This is a genomic window from Enterobacter sp. ECC-175 (assembly GCF_043968675.1).
In the GTDB taxonomy this organism is placed as follows: Bacteria; Pseudomonadota; Gammaproteobacteria; order Enterobacterales; family Enterobacteriaceae; genus Enterobacter.
Window position 1 is genome coordinate 4,239,471 of the sequence record NZ_CP143776.1, and the last position, 18,757, is coordinate 4,258,227.

The following is an 18,757-nucleotide window of genomic DNA, read 5'->3' on the forward strand; positions in this document are numbered from 1 at the left end:
GCCCTCACCGGAAAGTGAGGGCGACGGCTTAATGCATTTCGAATATCGCGCTCAGGCCGCTTCTGCGCTCCGTGCGGGTCGCAATGGCCTGCGCGAGAATACGCTCATCGGCATACAGCGACAGCCGCTGGCGCGCGCGCGTAATCGCGGTATAAATCAGCTCGCGCGTAATCACCGGTGAAAGCTGCGTCGGCAGAATCAGCGCCGCATGGTTGAACTCCGATCCCTGGGATTTATGCACCGTCATCGCCCAGGCGGTTTCATGCTCAGGAAGACGGCTCGGCTGCACGGATTTCACGCTGCCGTCCGGCATCTGGAACCACACGCGCGTCCCCTGACCGCGGTCCAGCGCGATGCCGATATCACCGTTAAACAGGCCCAGCGCGCTGTCGTTGCGCGAAATCATCACCGGCCGCCCCTCGTACCAGCGGGAATGCGGCTGGCGGGTGATTTTGCGCTTCTGAACCAGCAGATGTTCCAGCCTTTCGTTCAGACCCGACACGCCGAACGGCCCTTCCCGCAGCCCGCAAAGAAGCTGGTATTCGCCAAAGGCGGCAATCACCTGCTCTGGCGCGGCGTTTTGCTGCACGCAGCTCAGGAAATGGTGGTAGCCCTGAAGAGCCTCTTCCAGCATGACCTGATACTCCTCTCCACTCTGGAGCGACTTTTTCTCAATGTCCGCAAAGCTGCCGTCAAACACCGCGCGGGTCGTATGGCGATCGCCCCGATTAACCGCGGCCGCCAGCCGTCCAATGCCGGACTCGCTGCCAAAACGATAGCTTTTTTGCAGCAGGCACAGGCTGTCGCGCAGTGCGCCGGCCCGAGGCGAGCTATCGCCTTCCAGCACGCAGCCGGTCAGCCGGGTCAGCTCCTGAGCACGCTCAGCGGTGTAGCCCAGGCTGGCAAAGGTGCAAATATCCCCCAGTACCGCGCCCGCCTCGACGGAGGCCAGCTGGTCCCTGTCGCCCAGGAAAATCACCCGCGCGTGCGGCGGTAGGGCATCAATGAGCCGCGACATCATGGTCAGATCGATCATCGAGGCTTCATCCACCACCAGCACGTCCAGATGCAGCGGATTGCCCGCATGGTAGCGCAGGCGCTGGCTGCCGGGCTGTGCGCCAAGCAGGCGGTGCAAGGTGCTGGCCTCGCTGGGGAAAAGCGCGCGCCGATCGTCGTCGAGCGGAAGCTTCTGCACTGCGCCGCCCAGGGATTCCGTGAGGCGAGCCGCCGCTTTACCGGTCGGGGCCGCGAGGCGGATCCGGCACTTTTGGTCGCCGGAAAGCTGGATCAGCGCCGCAAGCAGCTTTGCAACGGTGGTCGTTTTGCCCGTCCCCGGGCCGCCGGAGATAACGGAAATTCGCCGGGTTAAGGCGACGGCAGCAGCCACTTTTTGCCAGTCGACGGCCTCGCCCGAGGGAAACAGGTCATCCAGCGTTTGCCTGAGCCGGGCTTCGTCGCAGGGGAGCGGCGCGTTGGTTTCGCTAAAAAAGCGTGCAACGGCCAGCTCGTTTCGCCACATGCGGTTCAGGTACAGCCGGCCAGCAATGAGGATGAGCGGGGCCTGGCCCTCTCCCTGACTGACGGCGCTGGAGCGCATAAGCTCGGCTTCCCAGTCAACCGGCTCGCCAAGCAGCGCGAAGCAGGCCTGAAGTGCCGGGGGCATTTTCTCATCAACGGCCAGGCGCGTCAGGGGCAGGCAGACGTGACCTTCCCCGGCATCTTTGCTGAGCATTGCCGCTGCCAGCATGACGGCCGGCTGCTCCCGTGCAACCATCATGGCGAACTGTACGTCCAGCGGGCGCAGCAGGCGCTGCTCCGCCGCGTTGAGCAATAGTTCCTGCATCGTCATGCCAGCGCCTCCGTGCCTGCTGCAAACAAGCTGTCCATCTCTTCAATTAACGCCTCGTCCGGCCGGGTACTAAAAATGCCCGAACTCGGGTCGTCCGCATTCACTCCGCGCAGGAACAGGTAGATCACGCCACCAAAATGTTTTTCGTAGCGGTAATCCGCAATGCGATGGCGCAAATAGCGATGCAGCGCCAGGGTGTAAAGCTGATACTGCAGATCGTATCGGTGCGACTGCATGGCAGCCGCCATCGCCTGCTGCGTGTAGGCTTCGCTGTTTTCACCCAGCCAGTTTGATTTGTAATCCAGCAGGTAGTAGCGCCCGTCGTGGCGAAACACAAGGTCAATAAAGCCCTTGAGCATACCCTGCACCTGACGGAAATTCAGCGGCGGACAGCCGGCAGATAACGCATCGTGCTCGCGAATAAGCGCATCAAGCGCATCCGCCCTGAGCGGGCTCGCGATGGGGAGATAAAACTCCATTTCCACCTGTTTATCTTTGGCCGACAGCTGGCGAAGCGACATGCCGCTTTCGGTGAGCGGCGCGCGCAAAACTGCGTCGAGCCACGCGGTCAGCACCGGCTGCCATTCTGCGCCATATCCTCCGGCCTGGAGCATCCTGAGCACCCACTCTTCTGAAACGGGCTGCGTAAAATCCAGCTCTTCGAACAGGCTGTGTAAAAACGTCCCCGGCGATGCGCCGCGTGGAAACTGATGCGGCGTAAGAGCGGGTTCTGCGGGAACATCCCCTACCCCTGCGGCATCCACGTCCAGCTTCGGCATCAGGTCCAGTGCGATATTTTGCCCATGCTGCTGCAGGCCGGAATAGCTTGTCACCCGCCAGTCGTCGGCAACGGCTCGCGTAACTGGTCGGGCATGCAGGGCACCTTCACGCGCCTCGGGCATGTGCCAGCGGCTGCCGTCCGGCTCTGAAGGGGTATGCAGCGCAATAGCTTCACCGCAAAGCGATTCAATGCACTGGCGCAAACCGGCAGCATCCTTTGGCTCTCCGAGCTGAATGAGACGGCCCAGCGCGCTTAAATGAAAATCGGTCTCTCCCGTTTTTTCACCGCGGCGACGGAAAAGCGGCGCGACGCCCAGGCTACAGTGCCAGACGGAACGGGTCAGCGCCACGTACAGCAAGCGTAAATCCTCCGCCAGACGCTCGGCCTCTGCCAGCTCAACGCTGGACTCTGCCTTGCTGAGATCGAGCACCGCTTCAAACGATTCGCGGTCGTGGTAGAACGCCTGATCCTGCGCGCGATAGTTGGCGATAAACGGCAGCCAGACCAGCGGATACTCTAGCCCCTTCGACTTGTGGATAGTGACGATTTGCACCAGATGCTTATCGCTTTCAAGGCGCATCTGCTGGCTCGCCGAGTTGCTGTTGGGGTCCGCGATCTGCTGCGCAAGCCAGCGGACCAGCGCATGCTCGCTTTCAAGCTGCGTTCCCGCCTCCTGCAACAGCTCGCTGATGTGCAGGATGTCCGTGAGCCGCCTTTCGCCGCCGGTCGTCGCAAGCAGATTTTCTGCGATATGGCGCTGCTTCATAACGTCGCGCAGCATCGCCATGACGCCCCGCTTTTGCCAGCGCTCGCGATAGCGTACAAACTCGTCAACCACTGCATCCCAGGCGTGTTCATCATTGTTGAGCGCATCAATATCGCGCGCATTCAGCCCCAGCATGGCGCTGGCCAGCGCGCTGCGCAGCGTGCTTTCCCGCTCCGGAGCCAGCACGGCCTGCAGCAGCCAAAGCATCTCCTGCGCTTCCAGCGTATCGAATACGCTGTCGCGGTTAGAGAGGTAGACGGATGGAATATTCAGCAGCGTAAGGGCATCGCGGATCAGCGCGGCTTCCTGGCGGCTGCGGACCAGCACCGTAATGTCTGATGCCTTAACCGGTCGAGACGTTTCGCCTCTCCACAGCAGCGCTTCACCGCGCACGCCCGCGCTGAGCCAGTCCCGGATTTGAGCGGCACAGTGCTGCGCCATGGCGTTTTGATAATCCGCAACGCCGTAGCCCTCGCCGTCAAGCAGCCAGAAGCGCATCGCGGGCTGTGCCGCACCGTTATATTCAAAACGTAAAGCGGCATTTTTGGGCGCGGATTTTACGGGTAAAAAAGGGATTTCGCGGAACATGAACGCCGCATCCATCCGGCTAAACAGCGCGTTGACGCTCTCAACCATCGCGGGAGACGAGCGCCAGTTGGTGTCCAGCGTGTAGTGCGCCTCAACCTCGCTTCGGGCCTTCATGTAGGTAAAAATGTCTGCGCCACGAAAGGCGTAAATGGCCTGCTTAGGATCGCCGATCAGCAGCAGCGCGGTATCCGGCTGGCGCTGCCAGATGCGGCGAAAGATACGATACTGCTGCGGGTCCGTATCCTGAAACTCATCTATCATTGCCACCGGGAAGCGGGTGCGGATAGCCGCCGCAAGAGCGTCCCCATTTTCACTGCTCAGCGCGGCATCGAGACGGCTGAGCATATCGTCAAAGCCAAGCTCGCCGCGGCGGCGTTTTTCTCGCGCCACCGTTTCACGAATTTCCGCCATCGCACGGGTAATCATCAGATCGTTGAGGGTCAACGGCTCGGCCAGCAGCGCCTCAATGGCGACGAAAAGCGGATGCTCGGGAACAATGCCATCGGGTTTGGTACGCTCTACGAGAAAGCGCTGGGAGAACTTCTCCAGGGCATCGGGCAGCTGATATCCGCGTGTATCCTCCTGCGCCCAGGCGCTAATCTTCTCGATCCATTTCCCCTGGTTGCCACGGTTAAACTTGCGCCGGTCGATCCCGGAGCTTTCGAGAACGGCATCAATATCACTAACCGATTCATTCCACTGCTGCTTGAGGGCCGCAATTTTCGCCACGATCTTTTCATGGCGCATAGACAGCGTTTCGTCCGCAGGCGGCGGCGACTTGATCACCGGCGCTTCGCCCTGCAGGTAGCTGTTTATGGCGCGTAAAAGATCTTCCGGCCCCTTCCAAAGGGCGTGTACCGCTTCGGCGATATCGCGCGGCAGCGGGTAGCAGTGACGGCGCCAGAAATCCGCGCAGGCCTGATAGCGAAGTTCAGATTCATCTTCGATAAGCTGCTGCTCAAACAGCATGCCGGATTCAAACGCATTGAGGCTCAGCATGCGCTGGCAAAAGCCGTGGATGGTAAAAACGGAGGCTTCGTCCATCTGCCGTTCAGCTAACAGCAGCCACTGCGCGGCCTGCTGCCTGTCGCTGATTTCTTCCAGCAGGCTCGCATAGAGAGGATTGTCCGTGCCCTGGCGCAGGCAGGCGATGCGCAGCTCGTGAATATTGGCGCGAATACGGCCGCGCAGCTCGGCGGTGGCCGCTTCTGTAAAGGTCACAACAAGCAGTTCTTCCACGCTGAGGGGACGTGGAAAAGCCGCGCTGCCGCCCAGCCCTAACAGCAGGCGCAAATAGAGCGCGGCGATGGTGAAGGTTTTTCCCGTTCCCGCTGAGGCTTCAATCAACCGTTCGCCCTGTAGAGGTAAACGTAAGGGATTAAGCGGCTCAGCGGTATTGGTCATTCTTTCTTACTCCAGGGCATTGATTGCTGTAGCGCGCTGACGCTCTTCCAGACCTTCCAGCCTTTCGGGTTAACGTATTCTACCTTCCCGTTCTGGCTGCCGGAAACCTGCGACAGAATGGCCATTCCCTGCGGTTGAATCACCGCCTGATGGAAGAAGTCGGCAACCTTCTGCGGCGTCAGCTGTTTTATCTCGGCGACGATTTTATCACGCGAATCGAATTTCATATTGCCGCGATCGAAATCTTTGCTCAGCTGCGAGGCTTCTTCTCCAAGCGTTTGCGGCGGCTGCATTACCTGTGCAATGACCGCCTGTTGAATTTGCGCGAACTCCTCCGGCTTCATGGCACGCAGCTTTTCTTCCACCTGCGGGAAGAAGGCCTGATAGCGCTGCCAAAGATAGGCAGGCTGTTTATCGCTGCTTTGCAGCAGGAAGCCCAGCCCCCACTGACGGCCCACGTTCATTGAGAAGGCAAATACCGCGTAGCCCAGCTGCTCTTCGGTGCGCAGCTGATTGTAGAACCACGGCTGAATAATTTGCCCCAGCACCGCGCTTTGGGCGGAGCTGGCAAATTCGTCATAGCCCGTCGGCACAAAGACGGCCGCCAGCGCGGAATCGGTGCTGTTACCGGCTTTTTCGAAAATCACATTCTGCTTTTTCTCAACCAGCACATCCTGATTTCGACACCATTCGTCGCCTTTTGAACCCAGCTGGGCGCGCACGTTCTGCGCCAGCGTTTTTGCCTGGTCTTCACCCATATTCCCCACAATCAGGAATTCCGGACGGGTATTGGATTTCAGCGAATCGCGATACGCCATCACCTCTTTTAGCGTCAAGGAAGGCAGCAGCGCGCGGCGATCCTCACGCTGGAAGTAAGGGATCTGCGACAGCATCTGCGCGGGCATAATCGCCTGATCGTAGGCTTTACCTTTTTCGGCAGAATCCATCATCTGCGCGTACCACGACTTCGCCTGCTCGAACTGCTCTTCGGTAGGGGTGTAGTTGAAATACCCTTCCAGAAGCGCCTGGAACAGCTGCGGCAAACGCTGGGTGTAGCCGTTGGCATTCACCATCAGGCCGTTGTTAGCGTTGGTCGAGAAGCTAATCCCGCCCACCGCGGCCTGGTTGCTGAGCTGGTCCAGCGCGATACCGGCCAGATAGTCATTCAGCGCGAACATCACCTGATTTTTGGCGCTGTCCATCGCTTTTGGATTACGCAGCACCACGCTGACGTCGGCTTTCGGCTCGCTGGCAAAATAGCGGCTTGGGGAGTAAACCACGCGCAGCGTGGGCTCATCGATGATGAGTTCAGGATGCGGATACGCCTTCGGGGCCTTAATCAGCGAAAAATCATCAGGAATATAGGGATTCAGCTCAGGCAGCTGCAGCTCGATCTCTCCCGCCTTTTTCTGCCAGCCCGCGAAGGTTTTCTCGCTAATTTTGTCGACCTGATAAGGCGCATCAACGAAGTAGGCCGTTTTGTTGTGCGGCTCGTTCGGGCTGATATACCAGATGCGGGCATTCTGCGGCGTCATCATTGCCAAACGCGCTTTTATCGCCTCCGCATCGTACTTATCGGCGATATTCACAGCATCCAGGGTGTGCTCGATCGGCACGCGGATCATCGTGTCGGACAGCCACTCCACGTAGTCCATGTCCCGCGTGATCGACGGGTAGCGGAAATCAAGATCCAGCACGTGTGCCAGTTCATCGAAGTAGCGTTTATCGACCCCTTTTTCACGCAGTAAAGAGAGGTAGCTGAAGATGGCCGCCACCACTTCATCGCGGTGAGCCTGTCCTTTATCCGTCAGCGTTGCGGAAATCGCCAGCACGCCGCTGTTGCCGTTTACGACGGGATCGGAGTCAGCGCGAATGCCTTCCACCAGCCCCTGCTTTTGCAGCCAGTCAGAAAGCGTGCCCGGGCTTCGGTTACCAATAAGATAGGTCACCAGCTCATCCGTTTTGCTGCGAAACTGCGCCGTGTTGTTGTCGATACGGAACTCAACGCGTAATACTTTTCGCGGCAGCGCCGGAACGTAGTGAATGACGATCCCTTTTTGAGCGTCAGTAACCACCGGAACGTCAATGGTAGGCTGTTCGATGTTTTTATTCGGCACGCGGCCAAACGTCTGCGCGGCCATGCCGGCCAGTTCCGGCAGCGGTTTGTTGCTGTAGATAACCGCTTTCATGATGTTCGCAGAGTAGTATTTATCACGAAACGCATGCAGTGCATCCACCACCGGGCTGTTCGGTTTGTCGGCCAGCGTTTCCAGATTACCGCCGGAGAAACGTGAGCCAGGGTGCGCCGGGTTGATGGTTTCAGCGCTGACCTGGGCCATGCGCATACCGTCGCGGGTACGGGCCATCGTCAGTTCAGCATTCACCGCATTGCGTTCGCGATCGGCATATTTTTTATCCAGCAGCGGCGCGGCTATTGCATCCGCCAGACGATCGACCGCGCCGGCAAGGGCGTCGTTTTCGACTTCAAGATAAAATGCGGTGCGATAAGGCGCGGTGCTGGCGTTATGGCTTCCGCCATGCATTTTGAGAAATTCAGACAGGCTATCCGGCTGCGGGTATTTTTTTGAACCCATCAGCGTCATATGTTCCAGATAGTGCGCAAGTCCCTGATGTTCCTGCGGGTCCTGCAAAGAGCCGACAGGCACAACCAGCGCCGAGAGGGATTTTACCGCCTGAGGATCGGAAACGAGCAGGACGGTCATTCCGTTATCAAGACGAATAGCCTGATACTGGCGGGTGTCTTTCTCGCTCTTACGGATAGTTTCCTGAACGGGCTGCCAACCGGTATCTGCCTGAGTAACGGGTGCCCAAAGGGCGATAAATATCACTAACGCTTTAAACAAGGTGCTGCCTGGCATTACGACCTCTTTATCACGGCTACATCATTAACAAATTGCGTGCTGGACGCGCCAGCATCTCTTTCTTTGGGTACATCAGTCCGTGATAAGGAGTGCATCATAAATGAACACCCCGTACTGCGCAATTTTTATACAGCGCTCAGGACTGATTAAATTTGAACAGCGGTAACAGGTAGCGCTGCGCCTCTTCCGTGATTGCCTCGAAGTACTCGGGCTCAAGCGTCCGCCATAAGCGCTGGTACCAGACGTCTTCGCCCTCGCCACGCACCATCATGTTACCTTCATATGCCTGCACAAATTTACTTCGCGCTTTCTGCAGCGAAGCGTCATCCGTTAACATGGCATCATTCTGCCCGTCATAACAGGCTTTTATCCACGCCCCTCCACTTTCTGGCAGCAGAAGCAGCGGTTTGTTCATTCCCTGACGGTAGCCTTCGATATACAACGATAAATAGCGTAGCGCCTGCTCCGCCGCCATCGGCGGGAAACGCCACTCGCCGTCTTTGCGCACGAACAAACGGCTTTCGCCTGCGTAACCACAGGCACTGTAGACAAGATGTTCCAGCCAGAGTTGCAAACCTTGCGAAACGCTAAGCATGGATGGGCGCCAGCGCAGCAGCCCGTCCGGCTGTACCTGAGTCAGCCAGCCCGTGAGCTGAACGCCGTTACAGTCGAGGTCTATTTCAACGCTTTTTCCGGGCTGCCTGAGCTCAATCACCCGTTCAGCGAGCGCTTTCATCTCCTGGCACTGTGCGTCCCATACTATTTCTCCAAACGCGCCGTAGGGCAGCTGGCCCGCAGCGCGATATCGGCGGAACAATGCGTCGGCCTCTTCTTGCTCAACGAGCGCATTAAGAAGCTGAAGGTTAAGCCTGTAGCGCTCCAGCCCATCGAGGATAAACGGCTCGGCGTCAGGAATTTCGCTCTCTTCAGAGCGGAAGTTGACCTGTAATCTTTGCTGGAAGAATGCCCGAACCGGATGGGCCCAAAACCTCTGCAGCTGCTCAAAGGTCAGGGTTTTAATATCCTGCGGTTCAAGCTCCTGAATGAAATCGTCGTGCGCTGTACCCTCGAGCCGCGCAGCGGGAAGCCACTCCTGGGCATAGCTTTGGTGTTCGTTGGCAACGTAGTTAGCGGGATCGAAGGGCATGCGGCTGTGCAAGCAGGTGATATGCGCCTTCACCCGCTGCTCGCTTTCATCACAGTTGCGGTCCTCATCCCCCGGCAGATAGTGGCTTTGACCAATGTAGTCCACCAGCTCCTGCACCAGCACCGACGGGAAACGCTCGCTGTTATCCTGGATTGAACGGCCGATATAGCTGATATACAGCGTGCTCTGGGCGGAGATCAGCGCTTCCAGGAACAGGTAGCGGTCATCATCCCGACGGCTACGGTCCCCCCGCTTCGGCTGGGCGCTCATCAGGTCGAAGCCCAGCGGCGGTAATGCGCGAGGGTAGATGCCGTCATTCATGCCGAGAAGGCAAACGACCTTGAACGGAATCGAACGCATCGGCATCAGGGTGCAAATATTCACCGGCCCGGCAAGGAAACGCTGGCTTATGCGCTCCTGATCGAGCCGCTGCGTCAGTTCATCGCGCAGCAGCGACAGAGGAATGTCCTCGGCGTAATGTGAGTTAACGCCCTCTTCGATAATCGCCTGCCACTGCGTTTCGATAAGCGCCATCGCCGCTTCGGTTTCATCGTCCGGCAGGAAGAAGTCGTTGAGCATTTCACGGCACACCGGCAGCCAGGATTCCAGCGCCCGGGGCTGCATCAGCTCGCGCCGCCAGCGGTTAAGCTGCATCAGCAGTGAGGCCAAATGGCCGACCAGCTCAGCGATCAACCCGCTGGACTCATCATAAGGCAGCACGTCGTTCCACTCGCCCTGGCTGCTCTCCATCGCGTACCCCAGCAGCATACGCGTCAGGCCAAACTGCCAGGTGTGCTGACCGGTAGGCGGGAGTTCAAACTCCTGGACATTATCGTCGTCCATACCCCAGCGCACGCCCGATTCGTTGACCCACTGGCGAAGGTAGCGCAGGCCATCTTCATTGATATCAAACCGCGCGGCCAACACCGGAACATCCAGCAGCGCCAGCACGTCTTCAGAAATAAACCGGCTATCGGGAAGAGAGAGCAGGCTCAAAAACGCCTGCAGTGCAGGGTGAGACTGGCGGGCACGGCGATCCGATATTGCATAAGGCAGGTAGCGTTCGCCCGTTGCGCTGCCAAACACGGCCTGGATGAAGGGGCTGTAGCTGTCGATATCGGCCACCATGACCACAATATCGCGCGGCGTGAGCGTAGGGTCGTCCTGCAGCATCGCCAGCAGGCGGTCATGCAGGATCTCAACCTCGCGCTGGGGGCTGTGGCAGACGTGGATTGTAATGCTGCGATCGTCAGGCGCCAGCTCACGCTTGTTGTCGCTGTGCTCGAACTCTTCGGCAGTGATCCCCATAACGGCGCGATTTTCCAGATCCAGAATATCCCGCTGAACGTTATGCAGCAGGCTATCCGGCGTAACCTCCGCAAAGGCATCGACATCGCCTTCACCCGAGGAGGTGATGTCTGAAAGCATGTGGATGTAGTCGCGACCCAGCTTGCCCCAGGACGCAAGAAGCGGGTTCAGCAGATTTTGTATTCCCTCCTCATCGAAAAGCTGTGCGGCGGTTTCGCTGTCTTTAAACAGAGGGACCGAGCGTTCTTCAAAGAGGCGTTTTCTCTGGCGGGTGACCAGACGCGAGAGCCAGCGCGCATCCTGAATATCGCCCCAGTAGTGCCGACACGGGTTGGTAAAGAGGATATGGATATCAACATGCTTGCCCAGCGCTTCAAGCGCTTTCAGATAGACAGGCGGCAGCGCGGAAATACCGCAAATAAACACGCGAGACGGCAGCCGGGCAGGCCGCTCAGCCGCGTTTTCCAGTATTGAGATAAACCGATCGTATAAATTAGCACGGTGCCACTTAGGCTGACCGAGCTTCTCGGTATATTCAACCAGCGCTTTCCACAGCGGAGCCTGCCAGATCTGCGCCTCCGGCAATCCTTCTACTAATTCCCCGGCTTCCCAGCGAATAAGCCATTCCGCGCGGTACACCAGATACTGGTCATATAGGTCGGCAGTGCGCGACGCCAGCTGGAACAGCTTACGCTTGTCGGTATCGTCGTTAAGATAGTGTCGCAGCATGGCAAATTCGTCATGCGCCAGCATCTCCGGCAGCAGGGCCATCAGCTTCCAGCTCATGCTCTGCTTATTGAACGCGCTCTCCTCCGGGATATCCGGCAGCACGCGGACAAACATTTCCCAGATAAAGCTCGCTGGCAGTGGGAAGGCGATGTTGGCGGCAATGCCAAACTTTTGGGAAAGCGACATTTGCAGCCACTGCGCCATACCGGTACTTTGCACCAACACCATTTCGGGCTCAAAAGGATCGTCCAGGCGCTCGCGCTCGACGATAAATTCCATCAGCGCTTCCAGCACATCCAGACGATTTGAGTGGTAAACCCTTAACATAAACGCTCCCGACTACTGGCTAACCGGACAATGCAGGCGGGTCATCTCGCCGTGCCGTCCCTGAGGAGAAAAAATCGTAACCGTGATGCTGACACATCCGGACTGCATTGTCTGCCCCCGGCTGACCCGCCAGCCCGCAGGAAGTGCATCCGGTGAAAGCTGCGCCTGGCTCCAGGCATGGTGCCACAGCTGGCGATACTGGCTGAGCAACGCAAACCGCGACGCTAACGCTCGGTGGTAGCCCGCCAGCGCCGTCACGATAATCACCATCAGGATCATCGCCAACAGCACCTCGACCATGCTGAACCCCTGCTGTTTTTTCAGGGCAACTGACATTGAGAGCGCTCATTAAGCGGACAGAAGTCACTCCAGCCGTGGGGAGAGAAAAGGATCTGCCCTTCGGCTATCGTGCCCGTTCGCCACAGTAAAAGATCGTTGCTGCCAGCGATGAGCAGAACGCGCGACTCGTTCAGCCGTCGCAGGCAGACCCGCGAAGTATTAACCTGCCTGCACTGCGCGTCAGGCTGTATCAACCAGCGCTGTACGCGTCCCCACTCCAGCGCTGACTGCACGCTGGCCTGATGGCGAACAAAAAGGCTTTCACCGCTAACCTGTTTACCGTAGGTCGTTAGCTGCTGGTTCAGACCGGTGAGAAGCAGCGTGCCCAGTACCAGCACAAGGAGAACCATCGCCAGCGAAGACATTCCTTGCTGGCGGCTCACAGGTTGAACCCTGTTACCGCAAAATGGGCCGCCACGGTCGCACCTGGATGGCCTTTGCGCATGGCAACCAGCTCAATATTTAGCTCAGGGGCGAAGCCTGAATGCGTCGCCTTGCTCACGGTAAATGTCTTCACGATAAGCCTGTCCGGGTCCGTGAGTTTGTCCCACCCTTTTCCTTCACATGAGGTCGCGCCGCGCAAGGATTCCAGCGCTCCGGACTCAAGGCGAAAACCCGTGCTATCGCTTTCTGATGCGGAGATATCCCAGCTTCCGTTGCTGTTTGCATCCCACTTAACGATAGCGCAACTGCCGTGCCCGCCGATATGCAGCCCTTCCCCCACACAGTTTCCCGCACAGTACCCCGCTCGCTGTAGCTGCTTGCCAATCGCAAAGAGCCGCTGCCAGATTTCTTCCTCAAGCTCCCGGCGCACGGACTGCTGCAAAAGGGCGGCCTGCAGCCCGGGTAAAAAGCGCGATGTGCTTAGCAGCAGAGCGCTGCTGATGGCCATCGCAATAAGCACTTCGATAAGTGAAAAGCCTCGTCGTTTTAACGGCATGCGTCTTCCCCTGTTGGCTGGCACATTCTGATGCGTCCGCTGTTAGAGACGACAATCAGCCACTCTCCCGCCGCGCTATGAACCCGAATCCTTCCGGCCCACGCGGTATCCCTGAGGCCGTAAAAACCTAGCGAAGGGGTTATCTCACTCACCGTCACCTCGGGCCAGAGAGGCTTGAGCATGAATGGGCTGCCGTTCTCGCATTGTGAAACCGCCGTGCTTTTCAGACAGATATCTTGCCCCTCGCCCTCAGCCACTACGTGGTGATCGCGGTTATGCCGGTTAGCGTCGTTGCGCAGAAACACCAGGTAGTCGCGCACCTGTCCGGCGGTTTGCCATAGCCGCTGGCGCTGCTGCCAGCTGTTCCAGCCGTACAGCCCGGCAGCGCTGAGAATGACCACCAGCGATATAGCCACAAGCGTTTCGATAAGCGTAAAGCCGTTCTCTTTTTTCATGCCGCGAGTGTGGCGAAGAGGAAGCCAACAGGCGAGTGGGTTATGCGGACATTGCGAGACGTTTTCCGGGGAATTTTGTGAGTTGCAACGCGTTGCAACATCGCTGGAAAAGCGCTCGCAAAACAACGAACAGGCAAAAAAAAACCGGCGCTAATAAGCACCGGTTGTGGGAGTATTTATGTCATCAGATGGCAACGGGTGCCTTGATACCCGGGTGCGGGTCGTACCCTTCAATTTCAAAATCGTCGAAGCGGTAGTCAAAGATGGACGCCGGCTTGCGTTTGATCACCAGCTTCGGCAGCGCGCGCGGTTCGCGAGTGAGCTGAAGATGGGTCTGTTCCATGTGGTTGCTGTAGAGATGGGTATCTCCACCGGTCCAGACGAAGTCGCCCACGTCCAGATCGCACTGCTGCGCCATCATGTGAACCAGCAGCGCATAGCTGGCGATGTTAAACGGCAGGCCAAGGAACACGTCGCAGGAGCGCTGATAGAGCTGGCAGGAGAGCTTGCCGTCGGCCACATAGAACTGGAAGAACGCGTGGCACGGTGCCAGCGCCATTTTATCCAGCTCGCCGACGTTCCAGGCAGAAACGATGATGCGGCGCGAGTCCGGATCGTTTTTCAGCTGGTTCATCACGGTGGTGATCTGGTCAATGTGGCGGCCATCAGGCGTTGGCCACGCCCGCCATTGCTTACCATATACCGGCCCCAGGTTGCCGTTCTCATCTGCCCATTCGTCCCAGATCGAGACGTTATTTTCGTGCAGATACGCAACGTTGGTATCGCCTTGCAGGAACCAGAGCAGTTCATGAATGATCGAGCGCAGGTGGCAGCGCTTGGTAGTCACCAGAGGAAAGCCTTCCTGTAAGTTGAAGCGCATCTGGTGGCCAAAAATGGAGAGCGTACCGGTACCGGTGCGGTCGTTTTTCGGCGTGCCCTCATCAAGCACTTTTTTCATCAATTCAAGATACTGTTTCATGATTCCTCAGGAAAGTTGTTGCTGTGGACGACGACGATACGCCCAAATCATCATAATGGCACCCGCGACAATCATCGGAATGGAGAGGATTTGCCCCATGCTGATGTACTGTACCCACTCGCCGGTAAACTGCGCATCAGGCTGACGGAAGAACTCGACGATAATACGGAATGCACCGTAGCCGATCAGGAACAGGCCAGAGACGGCACCCATCGGGCGCGGCTTGCGGATGAACAGGTTCAGAATGATAAACAGCACCACACCTTCGAGGGCCAGTTCATAAAGCTGGGACATGTGGCGCGGCAGTACGCCGTAGGTATCGAAAACGGATTGCCATTCCGGATGCGACGGCAGAAGCGCGATATCCTCCGCGCGCGAGCCTGGGAACAGCATCGTGTACTTAAAGCTCGGATCGACGCGTCCCCACAGTTCGCCGTTGATAAAGTTGCCGAGACGACCGGCTCCCAGACCAAACGGGATGAGTGGCGCAATAAAATCGGATACCTGGAAGAAGTTACGCCTGGTGCGTTTTGCAAAGATAACCATCACAAGAATCACGCCGATCAGGCCGCCGTGGAACGACATCCCACCGTCCCAGACGCGGAACAGATACAGCGGATCGTTCAGGAATACCGGGAAGTTATAGAACAGCACGTACCCAATGCGGCCCCCCAGGAACACGCCGAGGAAGCCCGCGTACAGCAGGTTTTCCACTTCGTTTTTCGTCCAGCCGCTGCCGGGTTTGCCGGCACGACGGCCCGCAAGCCACATGGCGAAAACAAAGCCCACCAGATACATCAGACCGTACCAGTGAAGCGAAACGGGTCCTATTGAGAAAATGACCGGATCAAACTCCGGAAAATGCAGATAGCCACTGTTCATCTGTCACCACAAGATGTTGTTATTTCCGCTGAAAGTGGACAGCGGTCGAAATGCGCGTCTGCTGTGAGCAGAGGCTCCAAGGTTGCGAATCATAGCATAAGGCGAACGCAGAGGATGCGCCTGAGATGTAAAAGATATGTATAAGGTTTTATGCGCGCTGGTACCCTCACCGCTGCCCTCTCCCACAGGAAGAGGGAGAAAGGCTTTAGCGACCGCCGCGGATCAGGCCGCCCATGCCGCGTCGTTCCATAAAGGCGGCCACCTGATGACGAACCTCAGCGGCAAGCTGCGCCTCGAGGCTGCGTTCAGCCAGCTCGCGGGCGTCGTTGATGTCGATGTGGCGCAGCAGATACTTCACGCGGGCAACGGAGCGTCCGTTCATTGAAAGATGGCGGAAGCCCAGACCTATCAGGATCGCCACGCACATCGAATCACCGGCCATTTCTCCGCACAGGCGCAGGTCGATACCGTACTGCTCCGCCTCGCGGGCGATCATAGCCAGCGCCCGAAGTATGGCCGGGTGCAGGCTATCGTAGATGCTCGCCACGCGCGTATTGTTACGGTCCACCGCCAGAATGTACTGGGTCAGGTCGTTGGTGCCGACGGAGATAAAATCGACGCGGCTTGCCAGCTGGCGCAGCATGAAGACCATTGAGGGAACTTCAAGCATTACCCCGATGCGCGGCTTCGGGATCGCGTAACCGATCATCTCTTCGACTTCACGTCCCGCGCGCTCAATCAGCCGACGCGCTTCGTCAACCTCATCAATGCTGGTCACCATCGGCAACAGGATGCTCAGGTTGCCGGTCGCAGCATTCGCGCGCAGCATGGCGCGCACCTGGATCAGGAAGATCTCCGGCTGATCGAGCGTGATGCGGATGCCGCGCCAGCCCAGGCACGGGTTTTCCTCGCTGATGGGCATATAGGGCAACTGCTTATCGGCCCCAACGTCAAGCGTGCGTAGCGTCACCGGCTTGTCGTTGAACATTTGCAGCATGCCCTGATACTGCGCGACCTGTTCCTCTTCTGAGGGGAAGCCGCTTTGCAGCATAAAGGGAATTTCGGTGCGGTATAAGCCGATACCGTCAATGCGGCTGCCGAGCTTCTCTTCGTGCTCGGGGCTTAGGCCCGCGTTGAGCATGACCTTAACCCGCTCGCCGCTTTTCAGCTGCGCGGGCAGGTTAACGTCGTCCTCTGCCAGCTTGCTTAATTCATTCTCTTCGCTGATAAGCCGCTGGTACTCTTGCAGCAGAACCGGTTCCGGATCGACCAGCAGCTCACCGCGATAACCATCCACTACCAGCATACGACGATGCAGGACCGATGGCTGGATATCCGCGCCCATCACGGTCGGGATGCCCAGCGCGCGTACCATAATGGCCGCGTGGGAGTTGGCGGCGCCGTCACGCACGACGATGCCCGCCAGCCTGTTCTGCGGCAGTTCGGCCAGCGTCGTTGCGGAGAGCTCATCGGCCACCAGAACGAAACGTTCCGGCCAGGCATTCGCCCCCTGAATGGTATCATCAAGATGGAACAGCAGCCGTTGCCCAAGCGCGCGTAAATCCCCCGCGCGCTCTTTCAGATAGCCGTCGGTCAGCGCCGCAAATTGCTCGGCAAATTTCTCAATGACCTTTTTAACCGCCCATTCAGCCACCGAGCCTTTATCGACCTCAGCAAAGAGTTCACGACGCAGGCGAGCGTCAGACAGCAGGTGCGAATAAAGGTCAAAGATGGCCGCCGTCTCTTTTTGTGCCCCCGCGGCGAAGCGTTTGCTGTAGCGACGGAACTCGTTCGCCGCCTCTTCCAGCGCGGCGGTGAGGCGTTCGCGCTCGAGCGCTTCATCCAGGGTCGAGGCCTCGTAGACCTGCTCCATCAGCGGCAGCGTGGCGTCCATCCAGCCTTCGGCAATCGCCACGCCCGGCGAGGCGGGCAGCGCGCGAATGCGCGTGTGGCGGTACTGGCCGAACAGGGCGGCAAGCTGAGACTGGGAGAGAATAGCGGCCATCTGCGTGGCCAGCGTCACCAGGAAAGACTCTTCGCTTTCGTCATACTGGCGAAGCTCGCGCTGCTGGACCACCAGCACCCCGAGGAGCTGACGGCGCTGAATAATCGGTACGCCGAGAAACGCCCGGAAGCGCTCTTCTTTTACGGAAGGAATATATTTAAAGCTGGGGTGTTTTTGCGCGTCGGCAAGGTTAATGGGCTCGGCCAGTCGCCCGACCAGGCCCACAATCCCTTCATCAAACGCCAGAGTAACGGTGCGACCGCGAGGTTTTTTTAATCCGCGGGTTGCCATCAGGTAATAGCAACGCCGATCGTGGTCGGCCAAATAGACCGAACAGACTTCGGTCTCCATCGCAAGACAGATGTCGGTCACCAGAATGTTTAGCGCCTCGTTCAGACGAGGCGCACTGGCGACCTTCTCGACTATTTCGCGCAAGCGGGTGAGCATGATTTGCGTAACTTAACCTCTTTTACGTCGCCAGGCAGGTGCGTTTTGCGGCTTAGGCGGGATCTCCTGAAGCTGCATCACAACACTTGCGAACTCTTTCATCACCCTACGGTAGACGTCACGCTTAAACGACACGACCTGACGAACCGGATACCAGTAGCTCACCCAACGCCAGCCATCGAACTCCGGCGTGCTGCTGGTTTGCATGTTGATATCTGAATCGTTGCCCACCAATTGCAGTAGAAACCATTTTTGTTTCTGGCCGATACAAACCGGCTTTGTGTCCCAACGCACCAAACGTTTCGGTAACTTGTAACGCAACCAGTTGCGGGTCGATGCCAGGATGCGAACATCCTTACGGCTTAATCCAACCTCTTCAAAAAGCTCCCGGTACATCGCTTGTTCTGGGGACTCTCCTGGGTTTATCCCGCCCTGCGGGAATTGCCAGGAGTGCTGACCATACCGCCGGGCCCACATCACCTGGCCCTGACGATTACAAATTACAATTCCTACGTTCGGGCGGTAGCCATCGTCATCAATCACCGGACTACCCCAAACTAAACCTGATATATGAATGATTGTTTCACACTACAGGGAGGCGGTAAACCACTCTCTTACAGGCCCGCAGCCTAATAACATTTGAATAACTCACAATTATCAGCTGAGTTATAAACAGATAAGCGGCCATAAGGCCAATTTTATTCACCTTTTCTGTGGATAGAGTTGTGAAGAAGTACGGAATTACCGATGAACAACCTGGATACCGCCAACTTACCCGTTTTCAGCCAGTTAAATTTATTTCATATATTTCATAACATTAAGAGTGGGATCGCTATTTATAAACACCTTTACGTGACGATCGTCACACCCTGGATCGCGTCGTTGATGAAAGATCGAACAGCGTCGGTTTTATCCACAGAATGTGCCAA

12 protein-coding genes are annotated in these 18,757 nt (G+C 57.7%); all 12 read right to left on the bottom strand.

The window, feature by feature from the left end; all coding sequences use genetic code 11:
- Window positions 1-28 precede the first annotated feature (28 nt).
- Entirely contained in the window at window positions 29-1,849 is a 1,821-nt protein-coding gene (gene recD, locus V1599_RS20090; RefSeq protein ID WP_297115720.1) for an exodeoxyribonuclease V subunit alpha, read from the bottom strand.
- Complete coding sequence (recB, locus tag V1599_RS20095; RefSeq protein WP_395300727.1) at window positions 1,846-5,388, bottom strand: exodeoxyribonuclease V subunit beta; 3,543 nt, start codon at window positions 5,386-5,388, stop codon at window positions 1,846-1,848. Before recB ends, recD begins: the two co-directional genes overlap by 4 nt.
- Window positions 5,385-8,267: a pitrilysin gene (ptrA, locus tag V1599_RS20100; protein ID WP_395300728.1), complete on the bottom strand. Its 2,883-nt coding sequence runs from the start codon at window positions 8,265-8,267 to the stop codon at window positions 5,385-5,387. Before ptrA ends, recB begins: the two co-directional genes overlap by 4 nt.
- A gap of 139 nt (window positions 8,268-8,406) precedes the next feature.
- A complete protein-coding gene (gene recC / locus V1599_RS20105; protein ID WP_297115728.1) occupies window positions 8,407-11,781 on the bottom strand; it encodes an exodeoxyribonuclease V subunit gamma in 3,375 nt (1,124 codons plus the stop codon).
- Between the two features lie 12 nt (window positions 11,782-11,793).
- Window positions 11,794-12,117 (bottom strand): prepilin-type N-terminal cleavage/methylation domain-containing protein, encoded by a 324-nt coding sequence (locus V1599_RS20110; RefSeq protein WP_112009750.1) that lies wholly within the window; start codon window positions 12,115-12,117, stop codon window positions 11,794-11,796.
- Window positions 12,102-12,503, bottom strand: a complete 402-nt coding sequence (locus tag V1599_RS20115) for a DUF2509 family protein (RefSeq protein WP_395300729.1) — start codon at window positions 12,501-12,503, stop codon at window positions 12,102-12,104. Before V1599_RS20115 ends, V1599_RS20110 begins: the two co-directional genes overlap by 16 nt.
- Complete coding sequence (locus V1599_RS20120) at window positions 12,500-13,060, bottom strand: prepilin peptidase-dependent protein (RefSeq protein ID WP_112009752.1); 561 nt, start codon at window positions 13,058-13,060, stop codon at window positions 12,500-12,502. Before V1599_RS20120 ends, V1599_RS20115 begins: the two co-directional genes overlap by 4 nt.
- Window positions 13,051-13,515, bottom strand: a complete 465-nt coding sequence (locus tag V1599_RS20125; protein WP_297115735.1) for a prepilin peptidase-dependent protein — start codon at window positions 13,513-13,515, stop codon at window positions 13,051-13,053. The genes V1599_RS20120 and V1599_RS20125 overlap by 10 nt, the downstream gene beginning before the upstream one ends.
- A gap of 184 nt (window positions 13,516-13,699) precedes the next feature.
- A complete protein-coding gene (gene thyA, locus V1599_RS20130; RefSeq protein ID WP_112009754.1) occupies window positions 13,700-14,494 on the bottom strand; it encodes a thymidylate synthase in 795 nt (264 codons plus the stop codon).
- A 6-nt stretch (window positions 14,495-14,500) separates the two neighbouring features.
- The gene (gene lgt / locus V1599_RS20135; RefSeq protein ID WP_297115740.1) at window positions 14,501-15,376 is read right to left on the bottom strand and encodes a prolipoprotein diacylglyceryl transferase; all 876 of its coding nucleotides are present in this window, start codon (window positions 15,374-15,376) and stop codon (window positions 14,501-14,503) included.
- A 205-nt stretch (window positions 15,377-15,581) separates the two neighbouring features.
- Window positions 15,582-17,828: a phosphoenolpyruvate--protein phosphotransferase gene (gene ptsP / locus V1599_RS20140; RefSeq protein WP_297115741.1), complete on the bottom strand. Its 2,247-nt coding sequence runs from the start codon at window positions 17,826-17,828 to the stop codon at window positions 15,582-15,584.
- Between the two features lie 12 nt (window positions 17,829-17,840).
- Entirely contained in the window at window positions 17,841-18,371 is a 531-nt protein-coding gene (gene rppH / locus V1599_RS20145) for an RNA pyrophosphohydrolase (RefSeq protein ID WP_047650229.1), read from the bottom strand.
- Window positions 18,372-18,757 lie beyond the last annotated feature (386 nt).